We start from the raw sequence: 26,240 nt of genomic DNA, 5'->3' as shown, positions 1-26,240 counted from the left end.
CGAGGTGCGCGCCGATGCCCATGGTACGGATTCGGCCGCGGCCGGATACGGGCGCGTCCGACCCCAATGCGGGCGGGCCCGTATCCGGCCTGCGGACGGCGCAGGGTGCCGTTCGGTTGCCGGGGGCCGCTCAGCGCCCGGCAGCCGTCCCGGCGCCGTCCGGGGTCAGGCGACCTTCCACTGGCCGACCTGGTCTGCGAAACCCGAGTTCAGCGAGAACTGCACCTTCGCGGGCCTGGCCGCCTTCGGCACCTCGAACACGATCCAGCCCAGCGCCTTGTCGCCGGGCGGGAGGTTGAGGTCCGAGGTCATCTCGGGTCCGGCCGTGATGGCTCCGGCGATGGTCGACTCGAAGCGCTGGCCGTCGGTGTCGGACAGCTGCGCGCCGTTGCCGGGGCTGTCCTGGTAGTCCTTGCTGCCGGTGTTGACCAGCCGGAACTGGGCCGCCACCCACCGCTTGCCCGCGGCGGGCTGCATGAATTCGTCCACGCCCTTGACCGGGTCCGCCCAGCGCAGCACGGTGACGGCCAGCCGCTCGCCGTCCTCCTGGCCCCTGAGCGTGATGGTGTCGCCGACGGCGGCCTCGGCGGGACGGCTGGGCGAGGGGGCGGCGGTGGGGGACCCGCCGCCGGTGCCGCCGGTCGCCGGGGCGGCCGGGGTGCTCCGGTCGGGCTTGGTGGTGACGCCGCCGTCGTCGTCGCTGCCGCACGCGGCCAGGGTGGCGGCAAGCGTCAGAGCGGCGGCGGTGGCGAGTATCGGGCGGCGCACGGGTCCCCTTGCGATGGTGCGGTGTTCGGTGATCGGGGCCAGTGTGCCGTGCGCGGCGTCGGAGGTGGGCCCTCCGAGGGGGTTTCGTGACCGAAGTGTGTCTGCGGCGCGATACAGGACGAGGGGCGGTGCGGGACGAGGTGAGGTGCGGGACGAGGGGCGTACGGGGCGAGGTGAGGTGCGGGACGGGCTGCACCCGCGCGCCGCGACACGCCGCCGTCGGCCTACCGGCGCCCGCACCAGCGGCGCGCCGTGCGGTGACCGGGGCGGGACGCGCGCGGCGGGGCCGGTGGTACGCGCGTACCACCGGCCCCGCCGCGCGCGTCCCGCCGCGCGCGTCCCGCCCGGCGGCCGAACCGCCGTCCGGTGCGGCCGTCAGGCCGTGGTCTTGATCGTCCCGTAGTCGATGCCGCCGTGGGCGAAGGTCGGGCGGACGGGCCAGAACCGCTTCCAGTCGGCGAGTTCCGTCGACGGCAGGATCTGGAGCCACCGGGGGTCGCGGCGGCACGGGTCGGCCATGGTCTTCTCCTTGACCATGGAGTCGTACTGGTCGAGGGAGTCTTCGAGGGTGTTGGCGTTGGGGCAGACCTCGCGGCCGTAGGTGCGGTGGTAGCGGCGGACGCCGGGGATCTTCGAGAGCTCGGGCTGCCAGTTGTCGAGGCTGATGCCGTTCTCCGAGGAGACCCACACGCCGTCGGGCGTGTTGACGACCAGGGAGTGGTTGCCGTCGGTGTGGCCGGGCGTCCAGAGCAGGGAGATGCCGGGGCCGAGTTCGATGTCGCCGTCGAAGCGCACGAAGGCGTCGGGATCGACCCCGGCCAGGCCGCCCTCGACGTACCACGCCCACTGCATCGGGTGCAGCCAGCTGCCGCGACGGCTGGGAAGCCCTGGAGACCGGGCTGGCCTTCGTCGGGCTCACCTGGGCCTTCTGCGAGATCAGCGCGCAGGTCGAGGGCGGCACGGGCCGGCTGGTCTTCGACGCCCGCGGCGTCCCGGCCGACGTCCGGGCGTTCCTCGTGCAGCGCGAACTCGCCTCGGTCGTCACCATCGCGCGCGAGGCGAGCGGCCTGTCCACCGCCCCGGGCCTCGTCATCCACCTGCGCCAGCCGGCCCCGGCGTCGACGGCGCCCTTCACCGACTTCCTCGGGGTGCCGCCCGTGTTCGGCGCGGAGGCCGACTACGTCGAGATTCCGGCGGCGATGCTCGACGAGCCGCTGCCGCAGGCGGACGCGCACACCGCGGCGCTGACCAGGGCCCAGTGCCAGGACCTGCTCGCCCAGTGGCGGGCGCGGACCGGGTTCGCCGGGCAGGTGCGGCGGCTGCTGGCGGCCTCCCCCGGCCGCATGCCCGGCATCGAGGAGGTCGCCGACCGGCTCCACCTCAGCTCCCGCACCCTGCGGCGCAGGCTCGGCGCGGAAGGCAGCACGTTCCGCGGGCTCGTGGACGAGGTCCGCCGGCGGCTCGCCGAGGACCTGCTCGCCGCCGGGGAGCTGAGCGTCGAACAGATCGCGCACCGCCTCGGCTACAACGCCACACCCGCCTTCACCGCGGCGTCACGCGCTGGAAGAACATGTCCCCCCGCGCGTACCAGCGCAGCCGGGCCAGTCGCTAGGCCGGCGCCACGTCCGCGGTCCCGGTCGCGCTCGTCGCCCGCAGGAAGTCGTTGGCCAGTGCCACCACCGTCTCCGGCCGCTCCAGCTGCGGCAGGTGTCCGGTCCGCGGCAGCAGGTGGCCCTCCGCGTGCGGCAGCGCGGCCAGCGCCGCGTGGAAGTGGCGGGTGGGCAGCACCCGGTCGGTGTCGCCCCACAGCACGAGGGCGGGCGTGCGCGCCTCGGCGAGGGTGTTCAGCAGCCTGCGGCGCCAGCCCGGGTACGCGCCCACCAGCGGCGCGCCCATGCTCAGGCCCGTCGCCACGAAGGCGGCGCGGAAGTCGGGCTGCCGGCCGACCTTGGCGGCGTGCCGGACGCGGTCCTCGGTGGCCTGCGCCGGGTCGTGGAACAGGTCCTGGTTGACCTTGAGGCCGGCCGCCCGCGCGCGCGGGCGGAAGCCGCCGCCGACGACGGGCAGGCCGGCCAGCGCGGCGTACGCCATCGGCCGCAGCGACAGGCGGGCCTCGCGGCCGAACCCGGCGCTGGCGGCCAGCACCAGGCCGGCCACCCGGTCCGGGCGGCCGGCGGCGACGGTCATGGACACGGCGCCGCCCAGCGAGTTGCCCATCAGGTACGCCGGGCGCCGCTCGCCGAGCGCGTCGAGCACGCCGACCGCCGCGCGCGCGAAGGCCGCGAGGCCCGGCCGGGCCTTCCGCGGGGCCCGGGTGAGGCCGAAGCCGGGCAGGTCCATGCTGATCACGCGGTGTTCGCGGGCCAGCAGGTCGTGCGCGGGCCACCAGTCCTCCAGGCTGCGGCCGATGCCGTGCAGGAGCAGCACCGGCTGCCCGGCGGCCGGGCCGGACACGCGCACGCGTACGGGGTGGCCCGCCACGTCGACGTACCGGGCGTCCGGGGCCGTACCGCCGGTAGCGGCCGTGCGCCCGGCCCGGCCGGCGTCCGGGGCCGTGCCGCCCTGGCCGCTCACCGGCCGGCCTTCAGCAGCGCGTGGTCCCCGGCCGCCGACCGCCCGGCCTCCGGCACGGCGGAGCGCGGCGTCGGCTTCAGGGTGCGGTCGAGGTTGGTGCGCAGGGTGGTGGCGGCGTCCAGCAGGTAGTTCTGCCGCACCCGCCACGGGCCGCGGTCGCCCTGCCGGGGGAAGGCGTCGATGGACCGCTGGACGTAGCCGGAGGCGAGGTCCAGCAGCGGCCGCTGGGCCAGCGCCCGGTCGGGCCGGGGCACCACGGCCGCGTAGTCGCGGCGCCGCATGTGGCCCAGGACCTTGCACACCAGGCGCGAGGACAGGTCGGCGCGCAGCGTCCACGAGGCGTTCGTGTAGCCGATGCAGACGGCGAAGTTGGGCACGCCCGTGAGCATGGCGCCGCGCCACACGAACTGCTCGGACAGCTTCACCGGTACGCCGTCCACGCTGGGCCCGATGCCGCCGAAGGCCAGCAGCTTCAGGCCGGTGGCGGTGACCACGACGTCCGCCTCCAGCACCCGGCCGGACTTCAGCCGGATGCCCTCGGGCACGAAGGTGTCGATGTGGTCGGTGACCACCGACGCCCTGCCCTTGCGGATCGTACGGAACAGGTCGGCGTCGGGGATCGCGCACAGCCGCTGGTCCCACGGGTTGTACGGGGGCGTGAAGTGCTCCTTCACCGCCTCCGGGTCCTTCAGGAAGCGGGTGGACAGGCCGGTCAGGAACTTCCGGGCGGCCTCCGGGCGGCGCCGGCAGAACTGGTAGAAGCCCATGTTGATCAGGATGTTCTTGCCGCGGATGACCTTGTGGGCGGTCTCCGGCGGCAGCGCGGCCCGGATCTTGTCGGCCACCTTGTCCCGGCCGGGCACGGGCGCGATCCACGTCGGGGTGCGCTGGAGCATGGTGACGTGCGCGGCGGTCTCGGCCATGGTCGGCACAAGCGTGACGGCGGTGGCGCCGCTGCCGATGACCACGACGCGCTTGCCCGCGTAGTCCAGGTCCTCCGGCCAGAACTGCGGGTGCACCACGGTGCCGGTGAACGACTCGGCGCCGGGGAACTCGGGCGCGTGGCCCTGGTCGTAGTCGTAGTAGCCCGCGCAGGAGTACAGGAACCCGCAGGTGACCGTGTGCCGGGTGACGGCCCCGTCCGCGCCGGTGCGCTCCACGGTCACCGTCCACCGCGCCCGCGCCGTCGACCAGTCGGCCCCGACGACCCTGGTGCGGTAGCGGATGTGCCGGTCGATGCCGAACTCGGCGGCCGTCTCCTTGATGTAGCGCAGGATCGACGGCCCGTCGGCGAGCGCCTTGCCGTCCTGCCACGGCTTGAACGGGTAGCTGAAGGTGAACATGTCGGAGTCCGAGCGGATGCCCGGGTAGCGGAACAGGTCCCAGGTCCCGCCCATCGACGGCCGGGCCTCGACGATCGCGTACGACAGGTCGGGGCACTCGGTCCGCAGCCGGTAGGCCGCGCCGACGCCGGACAGCCCGGCGCCGACGATCAGGACGTCGACATGCGCGGGAAGCTCGGGGTGTGCGGACCCGCTGGGATTCTCGGGAAGCTCGCCGGTCGGCTGAGAACTGGGAGAGCGCGTCATGGTCTCAGTGTGAGAAGCAACGCGTCCGTTTTCTTGACGGAAGACGACAACTGTTTGACCCTGTACGACATGTCGGTGATCAGATCCGCGGGCCTGCGCGGCTTCCGCGCGACCGTGGCCGAGCTGGGCGGCAGCGCCGAGGCGTACGCCGCGCGCGCCGACCTGCCGGTGGCCGCGCTCGACACCGACGACCTGATGGTCTCCGAGTACGCCATGGCCCAGGTGCTGGAGATCGCCGCCCACGACCTGGACTGCCCGGACCTCGGCCTGCGCGTGGCCGCCCGCCAGGACCTCGGCATGCTCGGCGCGCTGGCCCTGGCCATCCAGAATTCCGCCACAGTCGGCGACGCCATGGAGTGCACCTCGCGCTACCTGTTCGTGCACGGCCGCTCGCTCAGCCTCAGCCCGGTGCCCGACCCGTACGGAGTGCCCGGTGTCGGCGCCCTCCAGTACGGCACCCGCTCCGGCCTGCCCACCCCGGTGCAGGGCACCGACCTGGGCCTGGGCTTCCTGCACCGCGCGCTGCTGTTCCTGGCCGGGCCGTACGGGCTCCGGTCGGTGGAGCTGCCCTACCGGCCGGCCGCGCCGCTCGCGGCGTACGAGGAGTTCTTCGGCGCGCCCGTGCGCGTGGGCCGGCCCGCGGCCCTGCTGCGCGTGCCCACCAGCCTCGCCGCCCGGCCGCTGGGCGACGCCGACGAGCACCTGCGCCAGCTCGCCCTCGCCTTCCTCGCCGAGCAGTCCCCCGGCGCCGAGGCCGACATCGTCACCCGGGTGCGGGCCGCGGTGCGCCAGTCCCTGCACACCGCCCCACCCGAGATCGGCACCGTCGCCCGCCTGCTCAACCTGCACCCGCGCACCCTCCAGCGCCGGCTCAGCGCCCAGCGCACGACGTTCGCCGTGATCCTGGACGACGAGCGCCGCGAGGCGGCCCGCCGCTACCTGGTGGGCACCGACCTGCCCATGAGCCAGGTGGCCGGGCTGCTCGGGCTGTCCGAGCAGTCGGCGCTCAGCCGCTGCTGCCGCCGCTGGTGGGACACCACGCCGAAGGCGGTCCGGCAGGGGGCGGGCCGGACGCGGCAGGGGTGGCCGCCGGACGGGGACGGGCAGCACGGAGCGGACTTCTGAGCGAATTGTGTCGTCCTCGGTCAAGGCTGTGGCCGGGGCCGCCCGCAGAATAGACCGGTCCGTTTCGCCCGCGACCATGTCCCGAGGGAGCCCCCATGCCCGCGATCGCCCCGTACGAGTTCTCCGGCGGCACCGCCGTCCTGACCGGCGCCGCGAGCGGGATGGGTGAACAGATGGCGTACGGCCTGGCCGCGCGCGGCAGCGACCTGGTCCTGGTCGACCGCGACGCCGAGCGCCTGGAGTCGGTGGCCGCCACGGTCCGCAAGACCCACCCCGACCGGAAGATCGACACCTACGTGGCCGACCTCTCCGACATTCCCGGCATCGACGACCTGGCCGCGCGCATCCTGGACGCCCACCCGCGGATCACCCTGCTGATCAACAACGCGGGCGTGGCCCTGGCCGGGCAGTTCCACGAGTGCACGGCCGAGGAGTTCGACTGGGTCATGAACATCAACTTCCGCGCCCCGGTCGCCCTGACCCGCCTGCTGCTGCCCCGCCTGAAGGAGTCGCGCGGCAGCCACATCGTCAACATCTCCAGCCTCTTCGGCCTCATCGCGCCGCCCGGCCAGTCCGCCTACTCGTCCAGCAAGTTCGCGCTGCGCGGCTTCACCGAGGCGATCCGGCACGAGCTGGCCTGGGCGGGGGTCGGCGTCACCAGCGTCCACCCGGGCGGCATCCGCACCCGTATCGCCGAGTCGGCGCGGTCGGGGTCCGGGGTGGACCAGGCGGAGGTGAAGAAGGGGAAGGAAGGGTTCGCCAAGATGCTGACCTTCCCCGCCGACAAGGCCGCCGAGCAGATCCTCACGGGCGTGCGGCGGCGCAGGGGCCGGGTGCTGATCGCGTCGTCGGCGGTGGTGTGCGACGTGCTGGCCCGCGTGTTCCCGGCCTCGTACTTCAACCTGATCGTCCGGACGCAGGGCCGGAAGGCGCGGAAGGCGGCGTTCGGCAAGGCGACGGCCTGACCGGGGCCCGGCGGTGACCCGGGGCTCCGGCCCCGGCCGCCAGGCTCCGGCCTCGGCTCCCCGGCCGGGGCCACTCATCCCCACTTCCCGGCGAACGCCGACATCCGCTTCCGGGCCGCCGGTGCCGCTGAGCCCGGCCCTGGGCGCCCCTCCGGCTGCCGGTTCACACGTCCTGCGGTATCTCAGGGCCGGCAGGTCAGGACGCCCCCGAGGCACGTGATCGGGTAGGAGCCGTGCGCGGCGATGTGGGCGGTGACGAGGTCATGGGCTCGGGCCACGGTTTCCCTGAAGGGGACGCCGCACTGCTCGGCCCAGGCCTCGTAGGAGGCCAGGTGGGCGACGACCGGCGCCGGGTCGGTGACCTCGATGGTGCCGGGCAGCTCCCGTACGCGGATGTCGCTGAAGGCCGCTTCGAGGAAGGCGGGGGCCTTCTCCAGGGAGAAGCGGGAGCTGAGGGAGACCCGGGCGGGCCCTTCCGGGATGCCGAGGACATCCCCTGCGGCCCGCTGCCAGAGCTGGTCCATCTCCCGCTTGTCGGTGTCGCTGTTGGTCGAGGCGACGAGTACGCCCCCGGGCCGGAGGACTCGCGCCAGCTCTCGGACCGCCGCCGGTATGTCGGCGACGTGGTAGAGCATGTGCAGGGCCAGTGCCGCGTCGGCCGTGCCATCGCCGAAGGGCAGCGCATGGGCGTCGCCCACCAGAACGGGCTTCGCGACGTTGGCGAGGATGCCCGCCGAGATGTCCATCCCCACCATGAGCAGGTCCGGGCGGTCCTGGCGCAGCCGTCCGAGGAACATGCCGTTGCCACACCCGATGTCGAGCACGGTTCCGGTCGTACCCGCCAGCTCCTCCGCGACGATGCCCGGCATGTCGTACCGGGGCCGCTGCCACCGGTAGAGGGACTGCCGGGCGGCCAGGTGGCGGCCGTCCGCATAGGCGCTGTGCGCGAGGAGCTTCCGGTCGGCTACGGCCGCATCCTGCTGCTCGGTGTTGCTCGTCATGTGGCGGGCTCCGGTGAGTTGGCGAGGGTGGGACGGGCGCAGGCTGCCCTGACGTCGTCGCGAAGGCTCAGCACCAGCGGCGAATGCTCGTAAGCCGGTTCGGCGAGGCGGGCGCTCAGCGTCCGGAGCCGCTTGGAGATGCTGGCGGTACGGCGGCCGGGTTCGACGTCGAGCACGGGGGTCAGGGCGTCCGAGACGCCGTCGATGTCGCCGTTGACCAAGTGCGCGGTGGCGAGGTCGAGGCGGGCGGCTTGGAGATCGCCGAACGAGCGGTCCTGACGCGGAGCGGACTCGTACATGGCGATGGCGCGGGAGGAGGCGTCGAGGGCCCGGTGCACCTGTGCCCGACCGCCTGTTGTCAGCAGGGCGGTCCCGGCGTAGGCCCACTGCTTGGCTTCGGGGAAGGTGAAGACCCCAGGCAGGTCGGAGGTCGCGGCGCAGGCGTTCCGCGCTTCCTTCGCGGTCTCCACCGCCCGTAGCGCTCGGGTGCCGTCTCCCAGGGCCGCCGCGGCGCGGGCTTCGAGACTCAGCAGGCGTGCCGCGATGGTGCCGCCGTCGGCGTATGGCAGGCCGGCCGTCGCAAGGTCCGCGGCCTGGGCGTAGTCCTGCCGCCAGTAGGCGATGAGCGACTGCACGGACTTGGTCCAGGCGCGGAGTCCGTTGTCGCCCGCTGACTCGGCGCACCTCCAGACCGTACGGGAGTGGGTCGCAGCCGCCGCGTACCGGCCGCAGTCGAGGGCCACGTGGGTCGCAAGACCGCACAGACGACCGGCCGCCAGGTACAGGTGAGCGGTCTGGTACGGGTACTGGCGTCCCCGGAGCAGGGCGAACACCGTGCGCCGTAGGCGGCTGATGTCCTGGAAGACCTCGGACACGGGTGTCCAGACGTAGTCCGTCGCGAGTCTGACGATGTCGGCGTCGATCTGTTCCAGGAGGGTGTCGTCTACGTTGGAGGCGCTGGCGAAGTGAAGAAAGAGGGCGGATTCGTCCGCGTCCCTCGCGACCGCTGCCCCGACCATGCGGGTGTTCGAAGTCGGTGTCGGAGGTAGGGCGGCAGGTGCCGGACTGGGCTTGGGTGCCGTCAATGGCGCTCGAAGTTCCGGTGGCTCCGCCAGCAGCGCGGCCAGTTGGTCAACGGAGACGCGAAGCACCCTGGCGACTTTGGGGCGCATCCAGGGCTGCGGCGTACCTCTGCCGGCCTCCCAGCGGCCTACGGTCGTACGGTCGACCTCAAGGGCCTCGGCCAGCGACTCCTGTGTGTGGCCGACGGCCTTCCGCCGCTGGACGAACAGGTCCCTCCTGGGTGCCATAGCCCTCCTCCCAGCCCTCTCGTATCTCTTCGAGTGGGCAACGCGCCAGGTGCTTGCCCAGGTTTGCGGCACAAGTGCCGCATCGCCGCATCCATTCTTCTCTGGTTCACGGGCGGCCGGAGGCGGTTCGGTGAGACCGGTCGGCAGGTGACGGGCCCGTGCACCCGTACGGCCGCGACCCGGGCGGGCTCGTCGCCATCGCCTCTGGTGGCCGTCCGGCGCTTCTGGCCTCGGGGGCTGAGGGGCGTCCTGCGGGCAGTCCCCGACCAGCCGGGCCGAAGTCCCCGCCCTCGCCCACCCCTCGAACACGGGACGCCTCACCTGGTGACAATGAAAACGATTATCGTTAGTGTGTGGCTCGGTCACGACAGGCACGCGGCCCCCGTCCTCTTGCGGGGTGCCGCGTGCCGTCATGCCGCCTGCCCGGGGACGGGACCCCGGGACGCACCCCGGTTCCGGGACGACCGGGAGCACCGGGGCGAGGCGCCGTCCGTGGGAGAGGGGAAGCCGTGGCTCATCTGCTGGTGGTCGAGAGCTGGGTCGGGTCGATGAGCCGGCTGCTGCCACGGGCGATCCGCGAAGGGGGCCACGAGTTCACGTTCCTCACCCGGGACCTGCACCACTACCTGCGCTCCGCCCCCGAGGGCACCGCGCACCCGCTGCTCGCCGCCCGCCACGTGCTGACCGCCGACACCAACGACCCCGACGCGCTGACGGAGTTCGCGGCGGCCGCGCACGGCGTGCTCGGGTTCGACGGGGTGCTGACCTCCTGCGACTACTACCTGCCCGCCGCCGCCCGCGTCGCCGCGCGGCTCGGCCTGCCCGGCCCGGCCGCCGAGGCGGTGGCGAACGCCTGCCGCAAGGACGCCACCCGCCGCCTGCTGCGCGAGGCGGGCGTGCCGGGGCCGCGGTTCGCCGTGTGCGCGGACTGGGCCGAAACGGCCGCCGCCGCGCGGGAGATCGGGTACCCGGTGGTGGTCAAGCCGGTGGACCTGTGCGCGGGGATGTACGTGCGGCGGGTGGACGACGAGGAGCAGCTGGCCGCCGCCCACCGGGCCATCGGCGACTTCCCCGTCAACGCGCGCGGGCAGCGCCGCGCGCCCGAGGTGCTGGTCGAGGAGCTGCTGGACGGGCCCGAGGTCAGCGTCGAGACCGTGTCGTACGACGGCACCGCGCACGTCGTCGGTGTGACGGACAAGAGCGTCGGCGCGGCCCCGGCGTTCGTGGAGACCGGGCACATGTTCCCCGCGGCCCTCGCGGCCGGGGACGGCGAGGCCGCCGCCGACACCGCGCTGCGCGCCCTGAAGGCCCTCGGCCTGGACCAGGTCGTCGCGCACACCGAGATCAAGCTGACCGCGAGCGGCCCGCGCGTGGTGGAGGTCAACCCGCGCCCGGCCGGCAACCGCATCACCGAGCTGATCCGGCATGTCACCGGCGTCGACGTCGCCGCCGCCTTCGTGGACGTGGCCCTGGGGCGCACGCCCGACCTGCGGACGCGGCCCACCGGGCTGCGCAGCGCGGCCATCGGGTTCCTGGTGCCGCGCGAGGCGGGTGTGCTGGAGGGCGTGGACGGCGCCGAGCGCGTACGCGCCGCCGACGGGCTGCTGGAACTCCAGCTCGCCGAGCCGGGCACCGCCGTGAAGGCCGCGCGCAGCAACAACGAGTACCTGGGCCACGTCATGGCCGCCGACGCCGAAGGGCTCGGCGCGCGCGGACGCGTGGAAACGCTGATATCCGCGCTGTGTCCCCGGGTGGTGGTCCGGTGAGCCTCGCCGCCTCCCGCCGCGCCGCCGCGCCCGGCGGCCCGTACGGCCCGTACGGCGACTCGTCCGGCCCGTCCGGCCCGTACGGCTCGTGCCGCTCGTACGGCGATCTCCTGGACCGGGTCCGGCGCGGCCGCCTCGGGCCCGACCCGCGCGCCCTGCGCGTGTCCGTCGCCTTCACCACCCGGCAGGCCGTCCGGCACGCCGGGCGCGCCTCCGGCTACCGCAACGAGGTGCTGAGCCTGCGGCTGGCCGAGGCCGTCGGCTCCTGCGCGGTCGAGCCGGGGCAGCTCCCGGACGGCGCGGTCGAGGACTGCGTCGGCGCGGACGTCGCCCGGCTGCTGGACCACGAGCTGCCGCCCGTGCGGGTGGCCGCCCTCGACGCGTACCTCATGCACGTCCTGCCGCACGGGCCCGCCTCCGGAGCCCTGCCCTGCCCGCTGCCCGCCGGGACCTCGCTGGAGAAGTCGCGCGCCCGCGCGCGTGCCGTCGTGGAGCTGCTGGACCTCGCGGCGGGCCGGGTGCTGGTCGTCGGCGTCGTCAACTCGCTGCTGGAGGCGCTGCGGGCGCGCGGGCTGACGTACGTGCCCTGCGACCTCAAGGGCGGCACGACGGAGTGGGGCGAGCCGGTGCGCACCGACGCCCTCGCGCACGCCGACGGCTGCGACGCGGTCCTCGCCTCCGGCATGACGCTCGGCAACGGCACGTTCGAGCCGCTGCGCGAGCACGCGCTGCGGCACGAGCTGCCGCTGGTGATGTTCGCGCAGACCGGCAGCGCGGTGCTGCCCCGGCTGATCGGCGCGGGGGTCAGCGCGGTGTGCGCCGAGCCGTACCCGTTCTTCTGGCTGGACGGCGGGCCGGGCGTCCTGTACCGCTACGGGCCCGCCGGAGGCGCCTTGTGACCACCGCCCTGCTGAAACCCTCCGGCAGCCCCGGCCTTCTCGACCTCGTCGGCCGTACGCCGCTGGCGCGCGTCACCGCCGACCTGCCCTCCCCGCACCCGGGCTTCTGGGCCAAGCTCGAAGGGCTCGGCGTCGGCGGCATGAAGGCCCGCGCGGCCGTCGCCATGCTGCTCGGCGGCCGGGAGCGCGGCGAACTGCGGCCCGGCGCGCCCGTCGTGGAGTCCACCTCCGGCACCCTCGGCATCGGCCTGGCCTTCGCCGGGCAGGCCCTCGGACACCCGGTCGTGCTGGTCGGCGACGCCGAGCTGGAGCCGTCCATGCGGCGCCTGCTGCGCGCGTACGGCGCCCGGCTCGAACTGGTCGACCGGCCCGCGCGGGAGGGCGGCTGGCAGGCCGCCCGGCTGGAGCGGCTGCGCAGGCTGCTCGCCACCCTGCCCGGCGCCTACTGGCCCGACCAGTACAACAACCCCGACAACCGCGCCGGATACGCCTCCCTCGCCGCCGAACTGGCCGCCCAGCTCGACCACCTCGACGTGCTGGTGTGCAGCGTGGGCACCGGCGGGCACAGCGCGGGCCTGGCCGGGCCGCTGCGGCGGCGCTGGCCCGGGCTGCGGCTGATCGGCGTGGACGCCACCGGCTCGGCCATCTTCGGCCAGCCCGCCAGGCCCCGGCTGATGCGCGGCCTGGGCAGCAGCATCCACCCGCGCAACGTCGCCTACGACGCGTTCGACGAGGTGCACTGGGTCGGCCCGGCCGAGGCCGCCGACGCCTGCCGCCGCCTCGCGCGGGGCGCGTTCGTCAGCGGCGGGTGGAGTACGGGCGCGGTGGCGCTGGTCGCGGCGTGGGCCGCGCGCGTGCACCCGGGCGCGGTCGTGGCCACGGTCTTCCCCGACGGGCCGCACCGCTACCTCGACACGGTCTACGACGACGACTACGCCGCCGCCCACGGCCTGGACCCGGCCACCGCCGCCACCCGGCCCGTGGAGATCCCGCACCCGGGCGCCGTGGAGGCCACCGGCTGGGCGCGGTGCCGGGTGGTCGCCGACCCGCTGGCCGACGGCACGTCAGGGGGCGTGCGGTGAGGGCCGGTCAGCGCACCGTGCGGCTGCGCCTGGCCGAGCCGCTGCGCATCTCCCGCTCCACCATGGCCGCGCGCGACGCCGTCTGGCTGTCGGTCGAGCACCGGGGCGTGCGCGGCCACGGCGAGGTCGTCGCCAGCGCGTACTACGGCCTGGACGCGCCGACCATCGGCCGACTGCTCGGCGAGGCCGCCGTGGAACTGGGCCGCTTCACCGACCCGGAGACGGCCCCCGAGACGGCCCTGGAGGCGCTGCGCGCCGGGAAGCTGCCCGGCGACGGCACGCCGCCCGCCGTGACCGCCGCCGTCGAGTCCGCGCTGCTCGACCTGGTCGGCAAGCGCGCGGGCCTGCCCGTCCACCGGCTGCTGGGCGGCCTCGCGCCGCCCACCGCCGCCACCGCCCGCACCATCGGCATCACCTCGCCCGAGCGGGCGGCCGCCGAGGCCGGGCGGCTCGCGCGGGCCGGGTTCGCCCTGCTGAAGATCAAGGCCGGGACGGCCGACCCGGAGGACGACGTCACGCGCGTGACGGCGGTACGCGCCGCCGCGCCCCGCGCGCGGCTGCTGCTCGACCCGAACGGCGCGTGGACCGCGCGCCAGGCCCGCGCGCTGCTGCCGCGCTTCGCGGACCTGGGCGTGGAGGCCGTCGAACAGCCCCTCGCCCCCGGCGACCCGGAGGCGCTGGCCGCCCTCGCCGCCCGCTCGCCGTTGCCCGTCATCGCCGACGAGGACGCGGTGAGCTACGCGGACGCGCGCCGCCTGGCCGGGCGCGTGCAGGGCGTCAACGTCAAGCTCGCCAAGTGCGGCGGCGTGACGGCGGCGCTGCGGATCGCCGACCTGCTGGCGGGCAGCGGCACCGAGCTGATGCTCGGCTGCCTGACGGCCAGCACGCTGGGCCTGGCCCCGGCCGTGCACCTGGCCGACCGGGCCCGCTGGGCCGACCTGGACGGGCACCTGCTGCTCGCCCACGACCCGTGGGAGGGCATCGGCGGCCAGGACGGGACCGTACGGGCCGGACCGGACCCGGGCCTGGGCGTCCGTCCGCACGCGGGCGGCGGCGGCCGGGAGGACCGGCCGGACGGCGGCCGGGAGTCCGGCCCCGGGGACGGCGGGGAAGCCGCCCGGGGGGACGGCCGCGACGCCCGCGACGACCCCCGCCCGAACCAGGAGACTCAACCGTGAACACCCTGCGCGCGATGCGCGGCTTCCCGCTCGCGATCCGCCTCCTGCTGGTCAACCAGCTCGGCGTCAACACCGGTTTCTACCTCCTCATCCCCTACCTCGCCGTGCACCTGACCGACGACCTCGGCATGTCGGCCGCCGTCGTCGGCGTCGTGCTCGGCGTGCGCAACCTCAGCCAGCAGGGCCTGTTCCTCATCGGCGGGTCGGCCGCCGACCGGCTGGGCGCGCGGGGCGTCATCATCGCCGGGTGCGGGCTGCGGACGGTCGGCTTCGGGCTGTTCGCGCTCGGCGACGGGCTGCCGGTGCTGCTGGCCGCCTCGGTGCTCAGCGGCCTGGCGGGCGCGCTGTTCAACCCGGCCGTACGCGCGTACGTGGCCCAGGAGGCGGGCGAGCGGAAGGCGGAGGCGTTCGCCCTGTTCAACGTCTTCGCCACGGTCGGCGCGCTGGTCGGGCCGCTGCTGGGCAGCGCGCTGCTGCTGGTCGGCTTCCGGGCGTCGGCCCTGTGCGCGGCGGGCGTCTTCGCGGCGCTCACCCTGGCGCAGGTCGCCGTGCTCCCGGCGCGCCCGGTCGCGCCGTCCGGGAACAGCGTCGCCGCCGACTGGCGCGAGGCCGTCGGCAACCGCCGCTTCGTCGCCTTCGCGCTCGCCATGGTCGGCATGTTCACCATGGAGAACCAGCTGTACCTGCTGCTGCCGGACGGCGCCCGGCACGCCACCGGCTGGGACGGCGCGGCCGGGGCCGTCTTCCTCGTCGGCACCCTCGCCAACCTCGGCCTCCAACTGCGCGTCACGCGCGTGCTGGCGGCACGCGGCAGCCGGGGCGGCTGGATCAGCGCGGGCCTGGCGCTGATGGGCCTCGCGTTCGTACCGCCGATGGCGGTCGCGGGCACGGCGGCCGGGGACCAGGACCGGGGCTTCTGGGAGGCCGTGGCGTACGCGCTGCCCGTCCTGGGCGGGGCGCTGCTGCTGTACGTGGGCGTCATGGTCGCCCAGCCGTTCGTGATGGAGCTGATCCCCGACTTCGGCCGCCCGCAGCTGACCGGCACGTACTTCGGCCTGTTCTACGTCGTCTCGGGCGTGGCGGCGGCGGTCGGCAACGCGGCCGTCGGCTGGGCCATGGACGCGGGCGGCCGGGCGGGCGCGCCGTGGCTGCCGTGGGCGTGCTGCCTGGTCTTCGGGCTGGCGTCGGCGGCGGGCGTGGCGTGGCTGCACCGGCTGCGGGCGCTGCCCGCGCGGGCGGCCGCCGAGACCGGCGCGGTGGGGGTGGCGGCATGAGCGAGAACCGTGTCCGCACGCACGTCCGTCAGGCCGCCGGAAACCTCCTCACCGACCACCCGGCCCTGTACGAGGCCCGCTTCCCCGACCCCGAACGGCTCGCGGGCCGCTGGGCCGAGGACTGCCTGCGGCGGTACGGCGCCCCCGGCCCGCGCGTGCTGGACCTGGGCTGCGGCACCGGCCGCGACGCGGCGCACCTGCACGCGGCCGGGCGGGCGGTGGTGGGCGCCGACCTGTCCGAGGCGATGCTCGCCCACGCGCGCGAGCACCACCCCGGGCCCCGGTACGTACCCGCCGACCTGCGGTCGTTCTCTGTGGGCGACGGGTGCTTCGACGCGGTCGTGTGCCTGGACAGCGCGCTGCTGTACTGCCACACCAACGAGGACCTGCACGGCTGCCTGGCCGCCTGCCGCCGGGCCCTGGCCCCGGGCGGGCTGCTCGTCGCCGAGATGCGCAACGGGGCGTACTTCCTGGGCCGTACGGACCTGCTCGACGCGCCCGCGCGGGCGGCCTTCACCTGGGAGGGCGTCACCTACCGGTCGGTGACGACGCTGCGGGTGGACCGGGCCGCGCAACTGCTGCGCCGCACGCGCGTGTGGACGCTCGACGGCGACAGCTCCGGTCCCGTCGTCCAGCACTCGGCGTGGCGGCTGCTGTTCCCGCAGGAGCTGCGGGGGCTGCTGGCCGGGCACGGCTTCGAGGTGCTGGGGCTGTACGACGGGCCGGGGCCGCGCACGTCGCCGCCGTGGCGGGAGGGCGACGCGCCCGCCGCCACGGCGGACGGGGACCGGCTGCATGTGGTGGCGCGGGCGGGGGGTGCGGCGTGACGTTTCCCCTCCCCGCCCCTACCCGATCCCGGGGGCTCCGCCCCCGTCCCCCCGCTCAGGGGCTCTGCCCCTGCGACCCGGCCCGGGGCTACGCCCCTGGTCCCCGCGTGGGGTTGCGCCCCTGGCGCCGCGCGGTGCTGCGCCCGGGCCCCGGTCCAGGGGCTCCGTCCCCGGGCCCCGTGCGGGGCTGCGCCCCTGCGAGCCCGCTCGGGGCTGCGCCCCTGCCCCGGCCCAGGCCGTGCCCCGGTCCGCTCCGGCGGCGCGCCCCTGAACCTGAACCCCCGGGCGCCTGAAAACCCCCACCCCCCACGTCGTCAACCGCTCACCCGACGCAAGGACACCGCACATGCACGACCACGTCCCCAACCCTGACGCCTCCGGCACCCCCGCCGCTCCCGCCGCTCCCGGCCCCCGCTTCCCCGCCCTCCGCCGCCGCGGGTTCCTCGCCGTCACCGGTGGTCTGGCCGCCGCCGGGGCGGTCACCCTCGCCGGGTGCTCCGGCGGCTCCTCCGGCACGGTGGAGGGCGACGGCGGCAGGCCCAAGCGCGGCGGGCGGCTGCGGGCCGCGTTCGCCGGGGGCGGGGCCAGCGAGACGCTGGACCCGCACCTGGGCAACCTGTTCGCCGACGCCGCGCGCGCCAAGGCCCTGTTCGACAAGCTCGCCGACTACGGCTCCGACCTGGCCGCCCGCCCCCGCCTGGCCGCCTCCTGGGAGGCGAACAAGAAGCTCGACCGCTGGACGGTGACCCTCCGCAAGGCCGCCTTCCACGACGGCAGACCGGTGACCGCCGCCGACGTGCTCTACAGCTACCGCCGCATCGCCGACCCCGAGAAGGCGTTCCGCGCCAAGGCGTCCCTGGAGCCGATCGACCTCGCCGCCAGCCGCGCCGTGAACCCCAGGACCGTGGAGTTCGTGCTGAAGCGGCCCACCGCCGAGTTCCCGAACGTACTGGCCGCCTTCGGCGCGTACATCGTCCCCGAGGGCGCGACGGACTTCGACAGGGCGCCGGTCGGCAGCGGCCCGTTCCGCTTCGTGTCCTTCGCCCCGGGCCGCTCCACGGTCCTCAAGCGCAACGACGACTACTGGGACGGCGCGCCGCACCTGGACGGGCTGGAGTTCGTCGTCGCCAACGAGGAGTCCGCGCGGATCAACGCGCTGCTCGGCGGCCAGATCGAGTACGCCCACGAGCTGAACCCGACCACCGCCCGCGCGCACGAGAAGTCCGGCCAGGTGCGCATCGTGCGGCTGCGCAACAGCGCCATGCAGGCGTTCGCGATGAAGACCGACCGGCCGCCGTTCGACGACAAGCGGGTGCGGGAGGCGTTCTTCCTGATCGCCGACCGCCAGGAGCTGGTCGACGGCGCCCTGTCCGGGGCCGGGGTGGTCGGCAACGACCTGTTCGGCAAGGGCTACCAGTACTACGCCGACGACCTGCCGCAGCGCGCCCAGGACCTCGACCGCGCCCGCCACCTGCTCAAGCGGGCCGGGGCCGAGAAGCTGACCACCACACTCGACACCTCGGCCGTCGCCGCCGGGTTCACCGAGGCCGCCGTGATCTTCCGCGACCAGGCGGCCAAGGCCGGGGTCACCCTGAAGGTGCGCACCGGCAGCAAGGACACGTACTGGAAGGACGTCCTCGACTCCGGCACCCTGTGCTGCTACCGCTCCGGCGCCATGCCCATCGAGTCGCATATCTCCCAGCGCCTGCTCACCGACTCCACCACCAACGCCACCCACTGGCGGCACAAGGACTTCGACGCCCTCTACCAGCAGGCCCAGTCCACCGCCGACCCGGCCGCCCGCGCGGGCCTGTTCCAGCGGATGCAGCGCCGCCTGTACGCCGAGGGCGGGTTCCTGGTGTGGGGCTTCGGCGACTGGATTCTCGGTACGGCCCAGAAGGTGCGCGGCGTGGCGGCCGACGCGCCCGCCAACACCCTGGACTGGGCGCGTTTCGACACGGTGTGGCTGGCGTGACGCCACTGCGCTCCTGGCTCGCCCGGCGGCTGCTGCTCGGCGTGGGGCAGACCGCGGCCGTCGTGCTGCTGGTCTTCGCCCTCACCGAGGCGCTGCCGGGCGACGCCGCCGTCGCCGCCGCGGGCGACCAGCCCGACCCGGCGCGGATCGCCGCCATCCGGGAGGCCATGGGCCTGGACCGGCCTGCCCACGAGCGGTTCTGGGACTGGGTGTCCGGTCTGCCGCGCGGCGACTTCGGCACCTCCCTGGTGTCCGGGCGGCCCGTCAGCACGTACCTCGCCGACGGCTACGGGCCGACCCTGCTGCTCGCCGCCCTGACCGTGGCGCTGCTGGTGCCGGTCGGCGTCGGGCTCGGCGTGCTGGCCGCGCGGTACGCGGGGCGGGCGGTGGACCGGGCGGTCAGCGGGATCACCCTGGGCGTGTACGCGGTGCCGGAGTTCGCCCTCGGGGTGCTGCTGAGCACGCTGTTCGCGCTGCGCCTGGGCTGGCTGCCGCCCACCGCCGTCGGCTACGGCACCGACCTGCTCGGCCACCCGGCCGTGCTCGTGCTGCCGGTGGTGGTGCTGCTGTCCCGGCCGGTGTGCTCGCTGTCCCGCCTGGTGCGCGCGGGCATGATCGACGCGCTGGACGCGCCGTACGCGGCCCACGCGCGCCGCTGCGGCCTGTCCGGCCGCCGCGTACGGTACGCGCACGCCCTGCCGAACGCGCTCGCGCCCGCCGCCCAGCAGCTCGCCCGCACCGTCGACTGGCTGCTGTGCGGGGTGGTGGTCGTGGAGGCGCTGTTCGTCATACCGGGCCTGGGCACGGTCCTGATCAACGCGGTCGCCGAGCGGGACGTGCCGGTGGTGCAGGGCCTGGCCGTGGTCTTCGCGCTGACCGCCGTGGTGCTCAACCTGGGCGCCGACCTGGTGGCGCGGCGGCTGGCGCCGCGCGGGGAGGTGGCCGCGTGAAAACGCCGTCCCGCGCGTGGGTACGGTTCGGACGCGGCGAGGGCGGGCAGGCCGGGCCCACCCGGACCAGCCCCGCCCAGGCCCGCCCCACCCGGGCCCGCTTCGCGCTCGGCCTGCTGATCGTCGCCGTACCGCTCGCGCTGGCCCTGCTCGGCCCGCTGTTCGCGCCAGGCCCCGGCCCGCGCGCCGCCTCCTTCACCGAGGGCGGCGGGCACTGGCTCGGCACCGACTTCGTCGGCCGGGACGTGTGGCGCCAGGTGCTGCTCGGCGGCCGCCCGGTGGTGCTCACCGCGCTCGCCGCGACGGCCCTGGCCTACCTGGTGGCCCTGCCGCTGGGCCTGGCCGCCGCGCTGACGCACCGGCCCTGGCTGGAGGAGCTGCTGATGCGGCCGCTGGACGTGCTGCTGGCCGTGCCGTCGCTGCTGACGATCCTGCTGGTGGCCGCCGTCTTCTCGCCGGACGCCACGGCGCTGGCCCTGCTGGTCGCGCTCGTCAACGTGCCCGACGCGGCACGGATCGTACGGGCCGCGGCGACCGAGGCCGCCGCCCGCCCGGCCGTGGAGGCGCTGCGCATGCAGGGCGAGAGCTGGTGGCGCGTCGCCGTCGGGTACGTCGGCAGGTCGCTGACCCGCACGCTGGCCGCCGACGCGGGCGTGCGGCTGACGGGCGTGCTGTACCTGGTGTCCACGGCGGCGTTCCTCGGCGTCGGGGTCGCGCCGGACGCCGCCGACTGGGCGGTGATGGTGGACCGCAACCGCACGGGCCTGTTCGTGCAGCCGTGGGCCGTGGTGGTGCCCGCGCTGCTGATCGTGGCCCTGACCATGGGCGCCAACCTGCTCTTCGACGCGGCACTGGAACGGAAGACGCTGGAACGGAAGACGCTGGAACGGAAACGGGGGAGTCGTACGTGAACGCGGCCGCGGAGATCGAGGACCTGCGCGTGGCGGTCGGCGGCCGGGCCCTGGTCGACGGCGTCAGCCTGCGCGCCCGGCCCGGGCGGATCACCGCGCTGGTCGGCGCGTCCGGCAGCGGCAAGACCACCACGGGTCTCGCGCTGCTCGGCGAGTACCCGCCCGGCGCGCGGGTCACCGGCCGGGTGACGGTGGCGTCCGGGCTCGTCGGGTACGTACCCCAGCACCCCGGCGCGGTCCTCAACCCCGCGCGCCGGGTGGGCGCCCTGCTGCGCGACATCGCCCGCACGCGCGTACGGCACCTGCCCCGGCCCGAGCGCCGGGCCGCCGCCCGGCAGCGGGTGGCCGAGGCCCTGGCGCTGGCCCAGCTCCCGGAGGGCGAGGCGCTGCTGGACCGCTACCCGCACCAGCTCTCGGGCGGGCAGCAGCAGCGTGTCGTGCTGGCGCAGGCCCTGCTGCTGGGCGCCGCGGTGGTGGTCGCGGACGAGCCGACGACAGGTCAGGACGCGCTGACGAAGCGGCGGGTGGCCGACCGGTTCGCGGCGGTGGCCCGGCAGGGCATCGCCGTGGTCCTGCTCAGCCACGACCTGGACGTGGTGCGGGCGGTGGCGGACGAGCTGGTGGTGCTGCGCGACGGGCGGGTGGTGGAGTCGGGCCCCGCGCAGGAGGTGTGGCGGGCGCCGCGCCACCCGTGGACGCGGGAACTCCTGGCGGAGCGGCCCGACCGGCCCGAGCCGACGGGGCAGCCGCAGCCACCCGCCCCCGGCGCCCGCCCCACTCTGGACGTACGCGCCCTGACGGCCCGCCACGGCCGTACGACCGTGCTGCGCGCCGATGCCCTGGCCCTGCGGGCGGGCGAGTGCCTGGCGGTGGTCGGCCGCTCCGGCAGCGGCAAGACCACCCTGGCCCGCTGCCTGGCCGGGCTGCACCGCGACCACGCGGGCGCGGTGCTGCTCGACGGCGACCCGCTGCCGCGCACCCTGCGGACCCGCACCCGCGCGCAGCTCGCCGCCGTGCAGTACGTGTTCCAGGACGCGCGGGCCGCCTTCGACGAGCACCGCCCGGTGCGCGACCAGGTGGCCCGTACGGCCGTACGGCTGCGCGGCGCGGCCCCGGACGCGGCCCTGGCCGAGGCGGACCGCACGCTGGCCGCGCTGGGCCTGCCCGGGGAGACGGCGGGCCGCCGCCCGGCGGGGCTGTCCGGCGGCGAACTGCAACGGGCGGCGCTCGCGCGGGCCCTGCTCGCCCGCCCGCGCGTGCTGATCTGCGACGAGGTGACCTCCGGCCTGGACACGGTCACCCGGCGCGGCATCCTGGACCTGCTGACCGCGCTGCCGCGCGACCGCCCCGACCTGTCCCTGGTGCTGATCACGCACGACCTGGACACGGCGGCGCTGGCCGACCGCGTCGCCGTACTGGACGCGGGCGAACTGGTCGAGCAGGGCCCGGCCCGGCAGGTCCTCACCGCACCCCGCCACCCGTTCACCGCCTCACTGGTGGCGGCGTCGGCGGAGCTGGCGGGCGCGGCGGGGCGGAGGTGAGCGGGGGCGGGGTCAGGCCGGGCCGGTCGGCGGGGCCGGGCGGACCCGACGCGGACTGTGGAGACCGCGCTGTTGCGCGTACGGGCACGGGGCGTTCGCCGCCGCTGTGCGCATCACGCCGCCGTCGCGGCGAGGACCAGGGCCGCACGCCAGGGAGGCCACCGGGACTGCCGCGCTCCTCGGGCGGGTGAAACCGGTGGCTGCCGGGGGGAGTTGGCGGATTGCCGCGGGTACTGTTTCGAGTGTCGAAGTCTGATCGGAGTCATCATGACAGACGGCCACGGCACGCCGCCGAAACCCGGAACGGTGGGAGCGCGGATCAGGGAACAGCGGCTGCTCCGCAACCTGTCGCTCAGGGAGCTGGGCCACCTCGCCCACTGCTCGGCCTCGATGCTGTGCGGTATCGAGAAGGGCGACCGCGCCCCGAGTGAACGGCTGATCGGGTCGGTCGCGCGGGCCTTACGGGTCAGCGTCGCCCTGCTGCGCGGGCAGCCCTACCTCAAGCAGCTCCAGCACGACCAGCTCGACGCCCTGATCGCACCACTGGGCAACACGCTCAGCTTGTGGGACGCACCGCCGGAGGCGGACGGACCGCCTCCCCGCGCGCTGCCCGCTCTGTACGAGGCGGTGATGGCCGCTCGGCGGCAGCGCGTCAACGCCGCGCTCCTGCCTCTGACCGACACGCTGCCCGGCCTGATCCGCGAGCTGGCCCACGCCGCGGAAGTCCTCACCTCCCCAGGGGACCGGGACCGAGTCCGGTGGATGCAGGCCGAGGTCGCCCATACCGCCGAGGTGGTCGCCTACCGGCTCGGATACATCGACCTGGCCCGGCTGGCCCTGACCCGTATGGAGCACGCGGCCGCACGCGGTGAGGATCCGCGCTGGGTCGCGGTGGAACGGGTGCTGCGCGGTCAGCTCGCTCTGGACGGCGGGCACGCGGACACCGGTATGCGCCTGGCCGAGCTGGCGCTGCGTGACCTTCCGGCAGGCTCGGATCCGGCGACCCGCGCGGTCGTCGGCACCCTTCACCTCAAGGCCGCGATCCTGGCGTCCGGGCGCGGGGACGGGGACGAGTCGAACGCGCGCTGGGAGGAGGCGCGGGGGATCGCGGGCGAACTCGGCGAGACCCAGAGTTTCGGGCTCGGCTTCGGACCGTTCTACGTGGGACTCGTGGGCGTTTCGTCGGCGGGGGACCGCAACGAGCACGACCTCGCGGTGGAGCGCGCGCGGGCGGTGCGGGTGCCGGAGGGGCACCCGGGGGTGGCGCACGTGGCCCACTACTGGGCCAACCGGGCACGGTCTGCCGTGTGGACCGCGGACCACACCGACGCCATGAGGTCGCTCCAGAAAGCACGGACGGCGGCGCCTCAGCAGACGCGATGTGATCCGTACGTGCACGAGGCCGTGGCGACGATGCTGCGCGCGCGGGCGCGCGCCTCGGACGAGCTGCGGGAGTACGCCCGGTGGTGCGGCGTCGGTTGACGGAGCGCTGAAGCCCCTTCACTCGGTCGAGCGGCTGGCTGAGGCCCTTGCGAGCGCCTGGAGCCCGCCGACCAGCGCGGTGCCGGTCCTGTCCGTGCCACCGGTGCGTCCGAGGATTCCGCGCCGGGCGGGGCCGCCGGGCCGGGTCTCCCTGGGAGCTGTCCGTGTGACCCAGAACACTTGCATTGATGCAAGTTTCTTCGAAGAAACTTGCATCAATGCAAGTATCCGCTTCCCGCGACCGCGCCGGGCCCGGCGCGGCTCCGAGGCCGGCGGTCCGCTCGCCGGGGATCAGACGGCCACGACGGTCACGGCGTCGTGCAGCCCCTTGAAATCGTCCGCGTTGCGGGTGAACAGCGGCAGGCCCCGGACGGAGGTGATGGCGGCGATCATCAGGCCCAGCCTGCGGGGGCGCGGATCGCGGCGGGCGGCGAGAGTCAGCGTGACGAGCGTGCCGTACCGGGCCGCCGCCGCGGCGTCGAAGGGCAGCGGGTCGAAGTCCGCGACGGCCGCGCCCAGCTTCTCCATGCGCGCGGCCCGGACGGCGGGGTCCTTGGCCATGGCGACGCCCTGGTGCAGTTCCGCCAGGGTGACGGCGGTGAGCTCGGGGAGCGCCGGAAGACCGGCGGGGTCGAGAAGGCCCAGGTCGATGTACGCGCAGGTGTCGAGCACGCCGGACCGGGGACGGTCAGCCACGGGCGCGGTCCCAGGGGTCGTCTTCGCCGGCGCGGTCCTCCGCGCCGAAGAACTCGTCGGCTTCCTGCCGCATGCGGGCGTGGTCCACGTGCGGCAGGCCGCGGTGCCGCGCCACCAGCTCCTCCGCGCTCAGCCCGCGCCTGCGGCGCAGCGGGCGCAACTCGGCCACCTCGGTGCCGTTGCGAGTGATGTGGTACGTCTCTCCGGCCTCGACGGCATCCATGACGGCAGCGGAGTTGTTGCGGAACTCGCGCTGAGTGATGATCTTCACGAAACCATTGTAGCGAGGTGTGTCCCGGTGGGCTACGAATCGGGTGTGCGCGAGCGGTCCGCGGGTCGCCGCCCCGCCCGGTTGGCGACCGCGGCAGGCTGGGGCGCTGCTTGCGACCGCACCGCAAGGCGGCCAGACTGGGACATAAGGGACGCGGTCTCCGCCGCGCCGCCCCCGGTGGAAGGGGCAGTCCCGTGGACAGCCAGCTCCGGATACAGCTCTCCGGCGAGGAGGCCGACCCCGGTCGGCTCGACGAGCTGACCTGCTACCTCCGCCAGGAGCTGCTGCGCCTCGACGTGGACGACGTCGCCCCTGTCCCCGTACCCGCGGACGAGGTGCCGCCCGGTGCGCGCGTGGTGGGGGCCGTGGAGATCGGCGCGCTCATGGTGTGCCTCGGCCAGTCCGCCACCGCGCTGCGCGACGTGATCGCGGTCGTACGCGGCTGGCTGGGCCGGTGCCGGGAGTCCCGCCCCACGCTGCGGCTGGCCATGGACGGCGACGTGCTGGAGATCTCCGAGGCCCGGCCGGACCAGGTCTCGGACGCCTTCGAGCTGTTCGTCCAGCGGCATTCCGCTGACGGTTCCGGCGAGGCCGCGCAGGCTGGTGAAGCCGCGCAGGCTGGTGAAGCCGCGCAGGCACGTTCCGAGGCGGAGTCATGGACGAGTCCCGGCACGCGCTGATCGTCGCCAACGACAACTACCAGGACGAGGGCCTGCGCAAGCTCGTCGCGCCCGCCCAGGACGCCGTCGCCCTCGCCGACGTCCTGGGCGACCCGCGCATCGGCGACTTCGACGTACAGGTGGTACGGAACGAGCCGTCGCACGTCATCTCCATGCGCGTCGACGACTTCTTCTCCGACCGCCGCCCCGGCGACACCCTGGTGGTGCACTTCTCCTGCCACGGGCTGAAGAGCGAGTCCGGCGAGCTGTACTTCGCCGCGGCCAACACCCTCCCCCGGCGGCTGGCCTCGACGGCCGTCCCCGCCAGCTTCGTACGCCGGTGCATGTCGGTCACCCGGGCCCGCAGCATCGCCCTGTTCCTGGACTGCTGCTACGGCGGCGCCTTCCCGCAGGGCGCCACCGCCCGCGCGGCCGGGGACATCAACGTCCTGGAGTCCTTCTCCGGCGAGAAGCTGGGCGGCGGGCGCGGCTGGGCCGTCATCACCGCCTCCAACGCCATGGAGTACGCCTTCGAGGGGACGAAGCTCGCCGACGACGCGGCGCCTCGCCCGTCCGTCTTCACCGGCGCCCTGGTCACCGGCCTGTCCACCGGCGACGCGGACCTGGACGAGGACGGCCGGATCTCGCTGGACGAGCTGTACGAGTACGTCTACGACCGGGTCCGCCAGGAGAACCCCGGCCAGACCCCCAGCCGCAGCGTCGACATGCAGGGCGACCTCTACCTCGCCCGCAGCTACCGGCGCCGCATCACCCCGGCGCCCGTCCCCGACGACGTACGGGCGGCGATGCACAGCGGCGACATCTACACCCGGCGCGGCGCCATCACCGAACTGCGCACCCGTATGGAGAACACCGACCTGTCCATCGCCGCCGGCGCCCGCGAGGCGCTGGAGGAGATGGCCCGCCACGACATCCACGCGGTCGCGGACGAGGCCGCCCGCGCGCTGAGCGAGGTCCGCGTCAACCCGTACCCGTCCACCCTGCGCCTGGAGCCGGTGCGCCAGCACGCGCCCTCACCGCACGGCTCCGTGCGGCTGCTCGGCCCGCCGCTGGCGCGCAGCTGCGCACCGCACCCCAAGCGGGACTGGCTGCGGGCGGTGGAGTCGTCCGACGGTCTCGACGTGTCCGTGGACACCTCAAGCGCGGGGCGGCTGAGCGGCGACATCGTGCTGAAGGGGGTCGTGGGGGAGTCGGTGGTGCGCGTGGAGGCCGAGGTGCTGCCCGCCGTGGAGCCGGAGGGGACGGCGGCGGGCCCGGCCGCTTCGGCGGCTCCCGCCGCTCCGGCGGCTCCGGCGGCTTCGGAGTCTGCGGCGGCCGGGGCGCCCGGGCCCGCTGGGAGCCCCGCCGCTCCCGGCGCCGCGCCCCCGGCCGCGCCC

Annotated in this window: 24 protein-coding genes and 3 pseudogenes; 17 read left to right on the top strand and 10 right to left on the bottom strand. The window is 75.2% G+C overall.

Features of this window, described 5'->3' with window-relative positions; all coding sequences use genetic code 11:
- Window positions 1–165: 165 nt before the first annotated feature.
- Together RKE29_RS09005 and RKE29_RS09000 are read right to left on the bottom strand one after the other, a co-directional pair.
- On the bottom strand, window positions 166–768 hold the full coding sequence (locus RKE29_RS09005) for a DUF4352 domain-containing protein (RefSeq protein ID WP_312004564.1): 603 nt from the start codon (window positions 766–768) through the stop codon (window positions 166–168).
- Window positions 769–1,143: 375 nt separating this feature from the next.
- Window positions 1,144–1,620 carry a hypothetical protein gene (locus RKE29_RS09000; RefSeq protein WP_312004563.1) on the bottom strand — a complete coding sequence of 159 codons (477 nt, stop codon included), beginning with the start codon at window positions 1,618–1,620 and terminating at the stop codon, window positions 1,144–1,146.
- Between the two features lie 35 nt (window positions 1,621–1,655).
- Here RKE29_RS09000 and RKE29_RS30790 point away from each other — a divergent pair.
- A pseudogene (locus tag RKE29_RS30790) lies at window positions 1,656–1,925 on the top strand (AraC family transcriptional regulator ligand-binding domain-containing protein); the annotation flags it as partial.
- 20 nt (window positions 1,926–1,945) lie between these two features.
- Here the strand turns inward: RKE29_RS30790 and RKE29_RS08995 are convergent.
- Window positions 1,946–2,194 (bottom strand): hypothetical protein, encoded by a 249-nt coding sequence (locus RKE29_RS08995; RefSeq protein ID WP_312004562.1) that lies wholly within the window; start codon window positions 2,192–2,194, stop codon window positions 1,946–1,948.
- Here RKE29_RS08995 and RKE29_RS30785 point away from each other — a divergent pair.
- A pseudogene (locus tag RKE29_RS30785) lies at window positions 2,112–2,297 on the top strand (helix-turn-helix domain-containing protein); the annotation flags it as partial. The gene RKE29_RS08995 and the pseudogene RKE29_RS30785 sit on opposite strands and share 83 nt — an antisense overlap.
- A 79-nt stretch (window positions 2,298–2,376) precedes the next feature.
- Here the strand turns inward: RKE29_RS30785 and RKE29_RS08990 are convergent.
- A complete protein-coding gene (locus tag RKE29_RS08990) occupies window positions 2,377–3,342 on the bottom strand; it encodes an alpha/beta fold hydrolase (protein ID WP_312004561.1) in 966 nt (321 codons plus the stop codon).
- Window positions 3,339–4,931 carry an NAD(P)/FAD-dependent oxidoreductase gene (locus tag RKE29_RS08985; RefSeq protein ID WP_312004560.1) on the bottom strand — a complete coding sequence of 531 codons (1,593 nt, stop codon included), beginning with the start codon at window positions 4,929–4,931 and terminating at the stop codon, window positions 3,339–3,341. Before RKE29_RS08985 ends, RKE29_RS08990 begins: the two co-directional genes overlap by 4 nt.
- Window positions 4,932–5,000: 69 nt before the next feature.
- Here RKE29_RS08985 and RKE29_RS08980 point away from each other — a divergent pair, with 69 nt between their 5' ends.
- Window positions 5,001–6,056 (top strand): AraC family transcriptional regulator, encoded by a 1,056-nt coding sequence (locus tag RKE29_RS08980; protein ID WP_312004559.1) that lies wholly within the window; start codon window positions 5,001–5,003, stop codon window positions 6,054–6,056.
- A 95-nt stretch (window positions 6,057–6,151) separates the two neighbouring features.
- Complete coding sequence (locus RKE29_RS08975) at window positions 6,152–7,021, top strand: SDR family NAD(P)-dependent oxidoreductase (protein ID WP_312004558.1); 870 nt, start codon at window positions 6,152–6,154, stop codon at window positions 7,019–7,021.
- 182 nt (window positions 7,022–7,203) lie between these two features.
- Here RKE29_RS08975 and RKE29_RS08970 read toward each other — a convergent pair whose 3' ends face one another.
- The 3 genes and pseudogenes from RKE29_RS08970 to RKE29_RS30780 all read right to left on the bottom strand — a co-directional run.
- Complete coding sequence (locus RKE29_RS08970) at window positions 7,204–8,022, bottom strand: class I SAM-dependent methyltransferase (RefSeq protein ID WP_312004557.1); 819 nt, start codon at window positions 8,020–8,022, stop codon at window positions 7,204–7,206.
- Complete coding sequence (locus RKE29_RS08965) at window positions 8,019–9,041, bottom strand: XRE family transcriptional regulator (RefSeq protein ID WP_312004556.1); 1,023 nt, start codon at window positions 9,039–9,041, stop codon at window positions 8,019–8,021. The genes RKE29_RS08970 and RKE29_RS08965 overlap by 4 nt, the downstream gene beginning before the upstream one ends.
- Before the next feature lie 108 nt (window positions 9,042–9,149).
- Window positions 9,150–9,332, bottom strand: a pseudogene (locus RKE29_RS30780) (helix-turn-helix transcriptional regulator); the annotation flags it as partial.
- 509 nt (window positions 9,333–9,841) lie between these two features.
- Here RKE29_RS30780 and RKE29_RS08960 point away from each other — a divergent pair.
- The 11 genes from RKE29_RS08960 to RKE29_RS08910 all read left to right on the top strand — a co-directional run bounded on the left by RKE29_RS08960 (window position 9,842) and on the right by RKE29_RS08910 (window position 23,217).
- The gene (locus tag RKE29_RS08960; protein WP_312004555.1) at window positions 9,842–11,098 is read left to right on the top strand and encodes an ATP-grasp domain-containing protein; all 1,257 of its coding nucleotides are present in this window, start codon (window positions 9,842–9,844) and stop codon (window positions 11,096–11,098) included.
- A 110-nt stretch (window positions 11,099–11,208) separates the two neighbouring features.
- Window positions 11,209–11,997, top strand: coding sequence for a hypothetical protein (locus RKE29_RS08955; protein WP_312004575.1), 789 nt, complete (start codon window positions 11,209–11,211; stop codon window positions 11,995–11,997).
- Complete coding sequence (locus tag RKE29_RS08950) at window positions 11,994–13,079, top strand: PLP-dependent cysteine synthase family protein (RefSeq protein ID WP_312004554.1); 1,086 nt, start codon at window positions 11,994–11,996, stop codon at window positions 13,077–13,079. The genes RKE29_RS08955 and RKE29_RS08950 overlap by 4 nt, the downstream gene beginning before the upstream one ends.
- Window positions 13,076–14,257, top strand: a complete 1,182-nt coding sequence (locus tag RKE29_RS08945; protein ID WP_312004553.1) for a dipeptide epimerase — start codon at window positions 13,076–13,078, stop codon at window positions 14,255–14,257. Before RKE29_RS08950 ends, RKE29_RS08945 begins: the two co-directional genes overlap by 4 nt.
- 14 nt (window positions 14,258–14,271) lie before the next feature.
- Window positions 14,272–15,531 (top strand): MFS transporter, encoded by a 1,260-nt coding sequence (locus tag RKE29_RS08940; RefSeq protein WP_312004573.1) that lies wholly within the window; start codon window positions 14,272–14,274, stop codon window positions 15,529–15,531.
- Window positions 15,528–16,358 carry a class I SAM-dependent methyltransferase gene (locus RKE29_RS08935; RefSeq protein WP_312004552.1) on the top strand — a complete coding sequence of 277 codons (831 nt, stop codon included), beginning with the start codon at window positions 15,528–15,530 and terminating at the stop codon, window positions 16,356–16,358. The genes RKE29_RS08940 and RKE29_RS08935 overlap by 4 nt, the downstream gene beginning before the upstream one ends.
- Before the next feature lie 346 nt (window positions 16,359–16,704).
- Window positions 16,705–18,333, top strand: coding sequence for an ABC transporter substrate-binding protein (locus RKE29_RS08930; protein WP_312004551.1), 1,629 nt, complete (start codon window positions 16,705–16,707; stop codon window positions 18,331–18,333).
- Window positions 18,330–19,283 (top strand): ABC transporter permease, encoded by a 954-nt coding sequence (locus RKE29_RS08925; protein WP_312004550.1) that lies wholly within the window; start codon window positions 18,330–18,332, stop codon window positions 19,281–19,283. Before RKE29_RS08930 ends, RKE29_RS08925 begins: the two co-directional genes overlap by 4 nt.
- A gap of 113 nt (window positions 19,284–19,396) precedes the next feature.
- Window positions 19,397–20,194 carry an ABC transporter permease subunit gene (locus RKE29_RS08920; RefSeq protein WP_312004572.1) on the top strand — a complete coding sequence of 266 codons (798 nt, stop codon included), beginning with the start codon at window positions 19,397–19,399 and terminating at the stop codon, window positions 20,192–20,194.
- Window positions 20,191–21,735 (top strand): ATP-binding cassette domain-containing protein, encoded by a 1,545-nt coding sequence (locus tag RKE29_RS08915; protein ID WP_312004549.1) that lies wholly within the window; start codon window positions 20,191–20,193, stop codon window positions 21,733–21,735. The genes RKE29_RS08920 and RKE29_RS08915 overlap by 4 nt, the downstream gene beginning before the upstream one ends.
- Before the next feature lie 267 nt (window positions 21,736–22,002).
- On the top strand, window positions 22,003–23,217 hold the full coding sequence (locus tag RKE29_RS08910) for a helix-turn-helix transcriptional regulator (RefSeq protein ID WP_312004548.1): 1,215 nt from the start codon (window positions 22,003–22,005) through the stop codon (window positions 23,215–23,217).
- A 291-nt stretch (window positions 23,218–23,508) separates the two neighbouring features.
- Here the strand turns inward: RKE29_RS08910 and RKE29_RS08905 are convergent, their stop codons facing one another.
- Window positions 23,509–23,913: a type II toxin-antitoxin system VapC family toxin gene (locus tag RKE29_RS08905; protein WP_312004547.1), complete on the bottom strand. Its 405-nt coding sequence runs from the start codon at window positions 23,911–23,913 to the stop codon at window positions 23,509–23,511.
- The gene (locus RKE29_RS08900; RefSeq protein ID WP_312004546.1) at window positions 23,906–24,184 is read right to left on the bottom strand and encodes a type II toxin-antitoxin system prevent-host-death family antitoxin; all 279 of its coding nucleotides are present in this window, start codon (window positions 24,182–24,184) and stop codon (window positions 23,906–23,908) included. The genes RKE29_RS08905 and RKE29_RS08900 overlap by 8 nt, the downstream gene beginning before the upstream one ends.
- A gap of 194 nt (window positions 24,185–24,378) precedes the next feature.
- Between RKE29_RS08900 and RKE29_RS08895 the strand changes: the two genes are divergently transcribed.
- Window positions 24,379–24,864 (top strand): hypothetical protein, encoded by a 486-nt coding sequence (locus tag RKE29_RS08895; protein WP_312004545.1) that lies wholly within the window; start codon window positions 24,379–24,381, stop codon window positions 24,862–24,864.
- On the top strand, window positions 24,840–26,240 hold a 1,401-nt coding region (locus RKE29_RS08890; protein WP_312004544.1), incomplete at its 3' end, for a caspase family protein. The genes RKE29_RS08895 and RKE29_RS08890, both read left to right, overlap by 25 nt.

The sequence above is a fragment of the Streptomyces sp. B1866 genome, from assembly GCF_031932565.1.
Classification (GTDB): Bacteria; Actinomycetota; Actinomycetes; order Streptomycetales; family Streptomycetaceae; genus Streptomyces.
The sequence above is the reverse complement of the archived record's forward strand: the minus strand, read 5'-3'. Positions and strand labels throughout refer to the sequence as shown.

Bases quoted from the DNA above. Each gene is read 5' to 3' on its own strand.
- RKE29_RS08910 (WP_312004548.1), top strand. From the start codon at position 22,003: ATGACAGACGGCCACGGCACGCCGCCGAAACCCGGAACGGTGGGAGCG.
- RKE29_RS09000 (WP_312004563.1), bottom strand. From the start codon at position 1,620: ATGCAGTGGGCGTGGTACGTCGAGGGCGGCCTGGCCGGGGTCGATCCC.
- RKE29_RS08980 (WP_312004559.1), top strand. From the start codon at position 5,001: ATGTCGGTGATCAGATCCGCGGGCCTGCGCGGCTTCCGCGCGACCGTG.
- RKE29_RS08935 (WP_312004552.1), top strand. From the start codon at position 15,528: ATGAGCGAGAACCGTGTCCGCACGCACGTCCGTCAGGCCGCCGGAAAC.
- RKE29_RS08970 (WP_312004557.1), bottom strand. From the start codon at position 8,022: ATGACGAGCAACACCGAGCAGCAGGATGCGGCCGTAGCCGACCGGAAG.
- RKE29_RS08975 (WP_312004558.1), top strand. From the start codon at position 6,152: ATGCCCGCGATCGCCCCGTACGAGTTCTCCGGCGGCACCGCCGTCCTG.
- RKE29_RS08985 (WP_312004560.1), bottom strand. From the start codon at position 4,931: ATGACGCGCTCTCCCAGTTCTCAGCCGACCGGCGAGCTTCCCGAGAAT.
- RKE29_RS08940 (WP_312004573.1), top strand. From the start codon at position 14,272: ATGCGCGGCTTCCCGCTCGCGATCCGCCTCCTGCTGGTCAACCAGCTC.
- RKE29_RS08965 (WP_312004556.1), bottom strand. From the start codon at position 9,041: ATGGTCGGGGCAGCGGTCGCGAGGGACGCGGACGAATCCGCCCTCTTT.
- RKE29_RS08930 (WP_312004551.1), top strand. From the start codon at position 16,705: ATGCACGACCACGTCCCCAACCCTGACGCCTCCGGCACCCCCGCCGCT.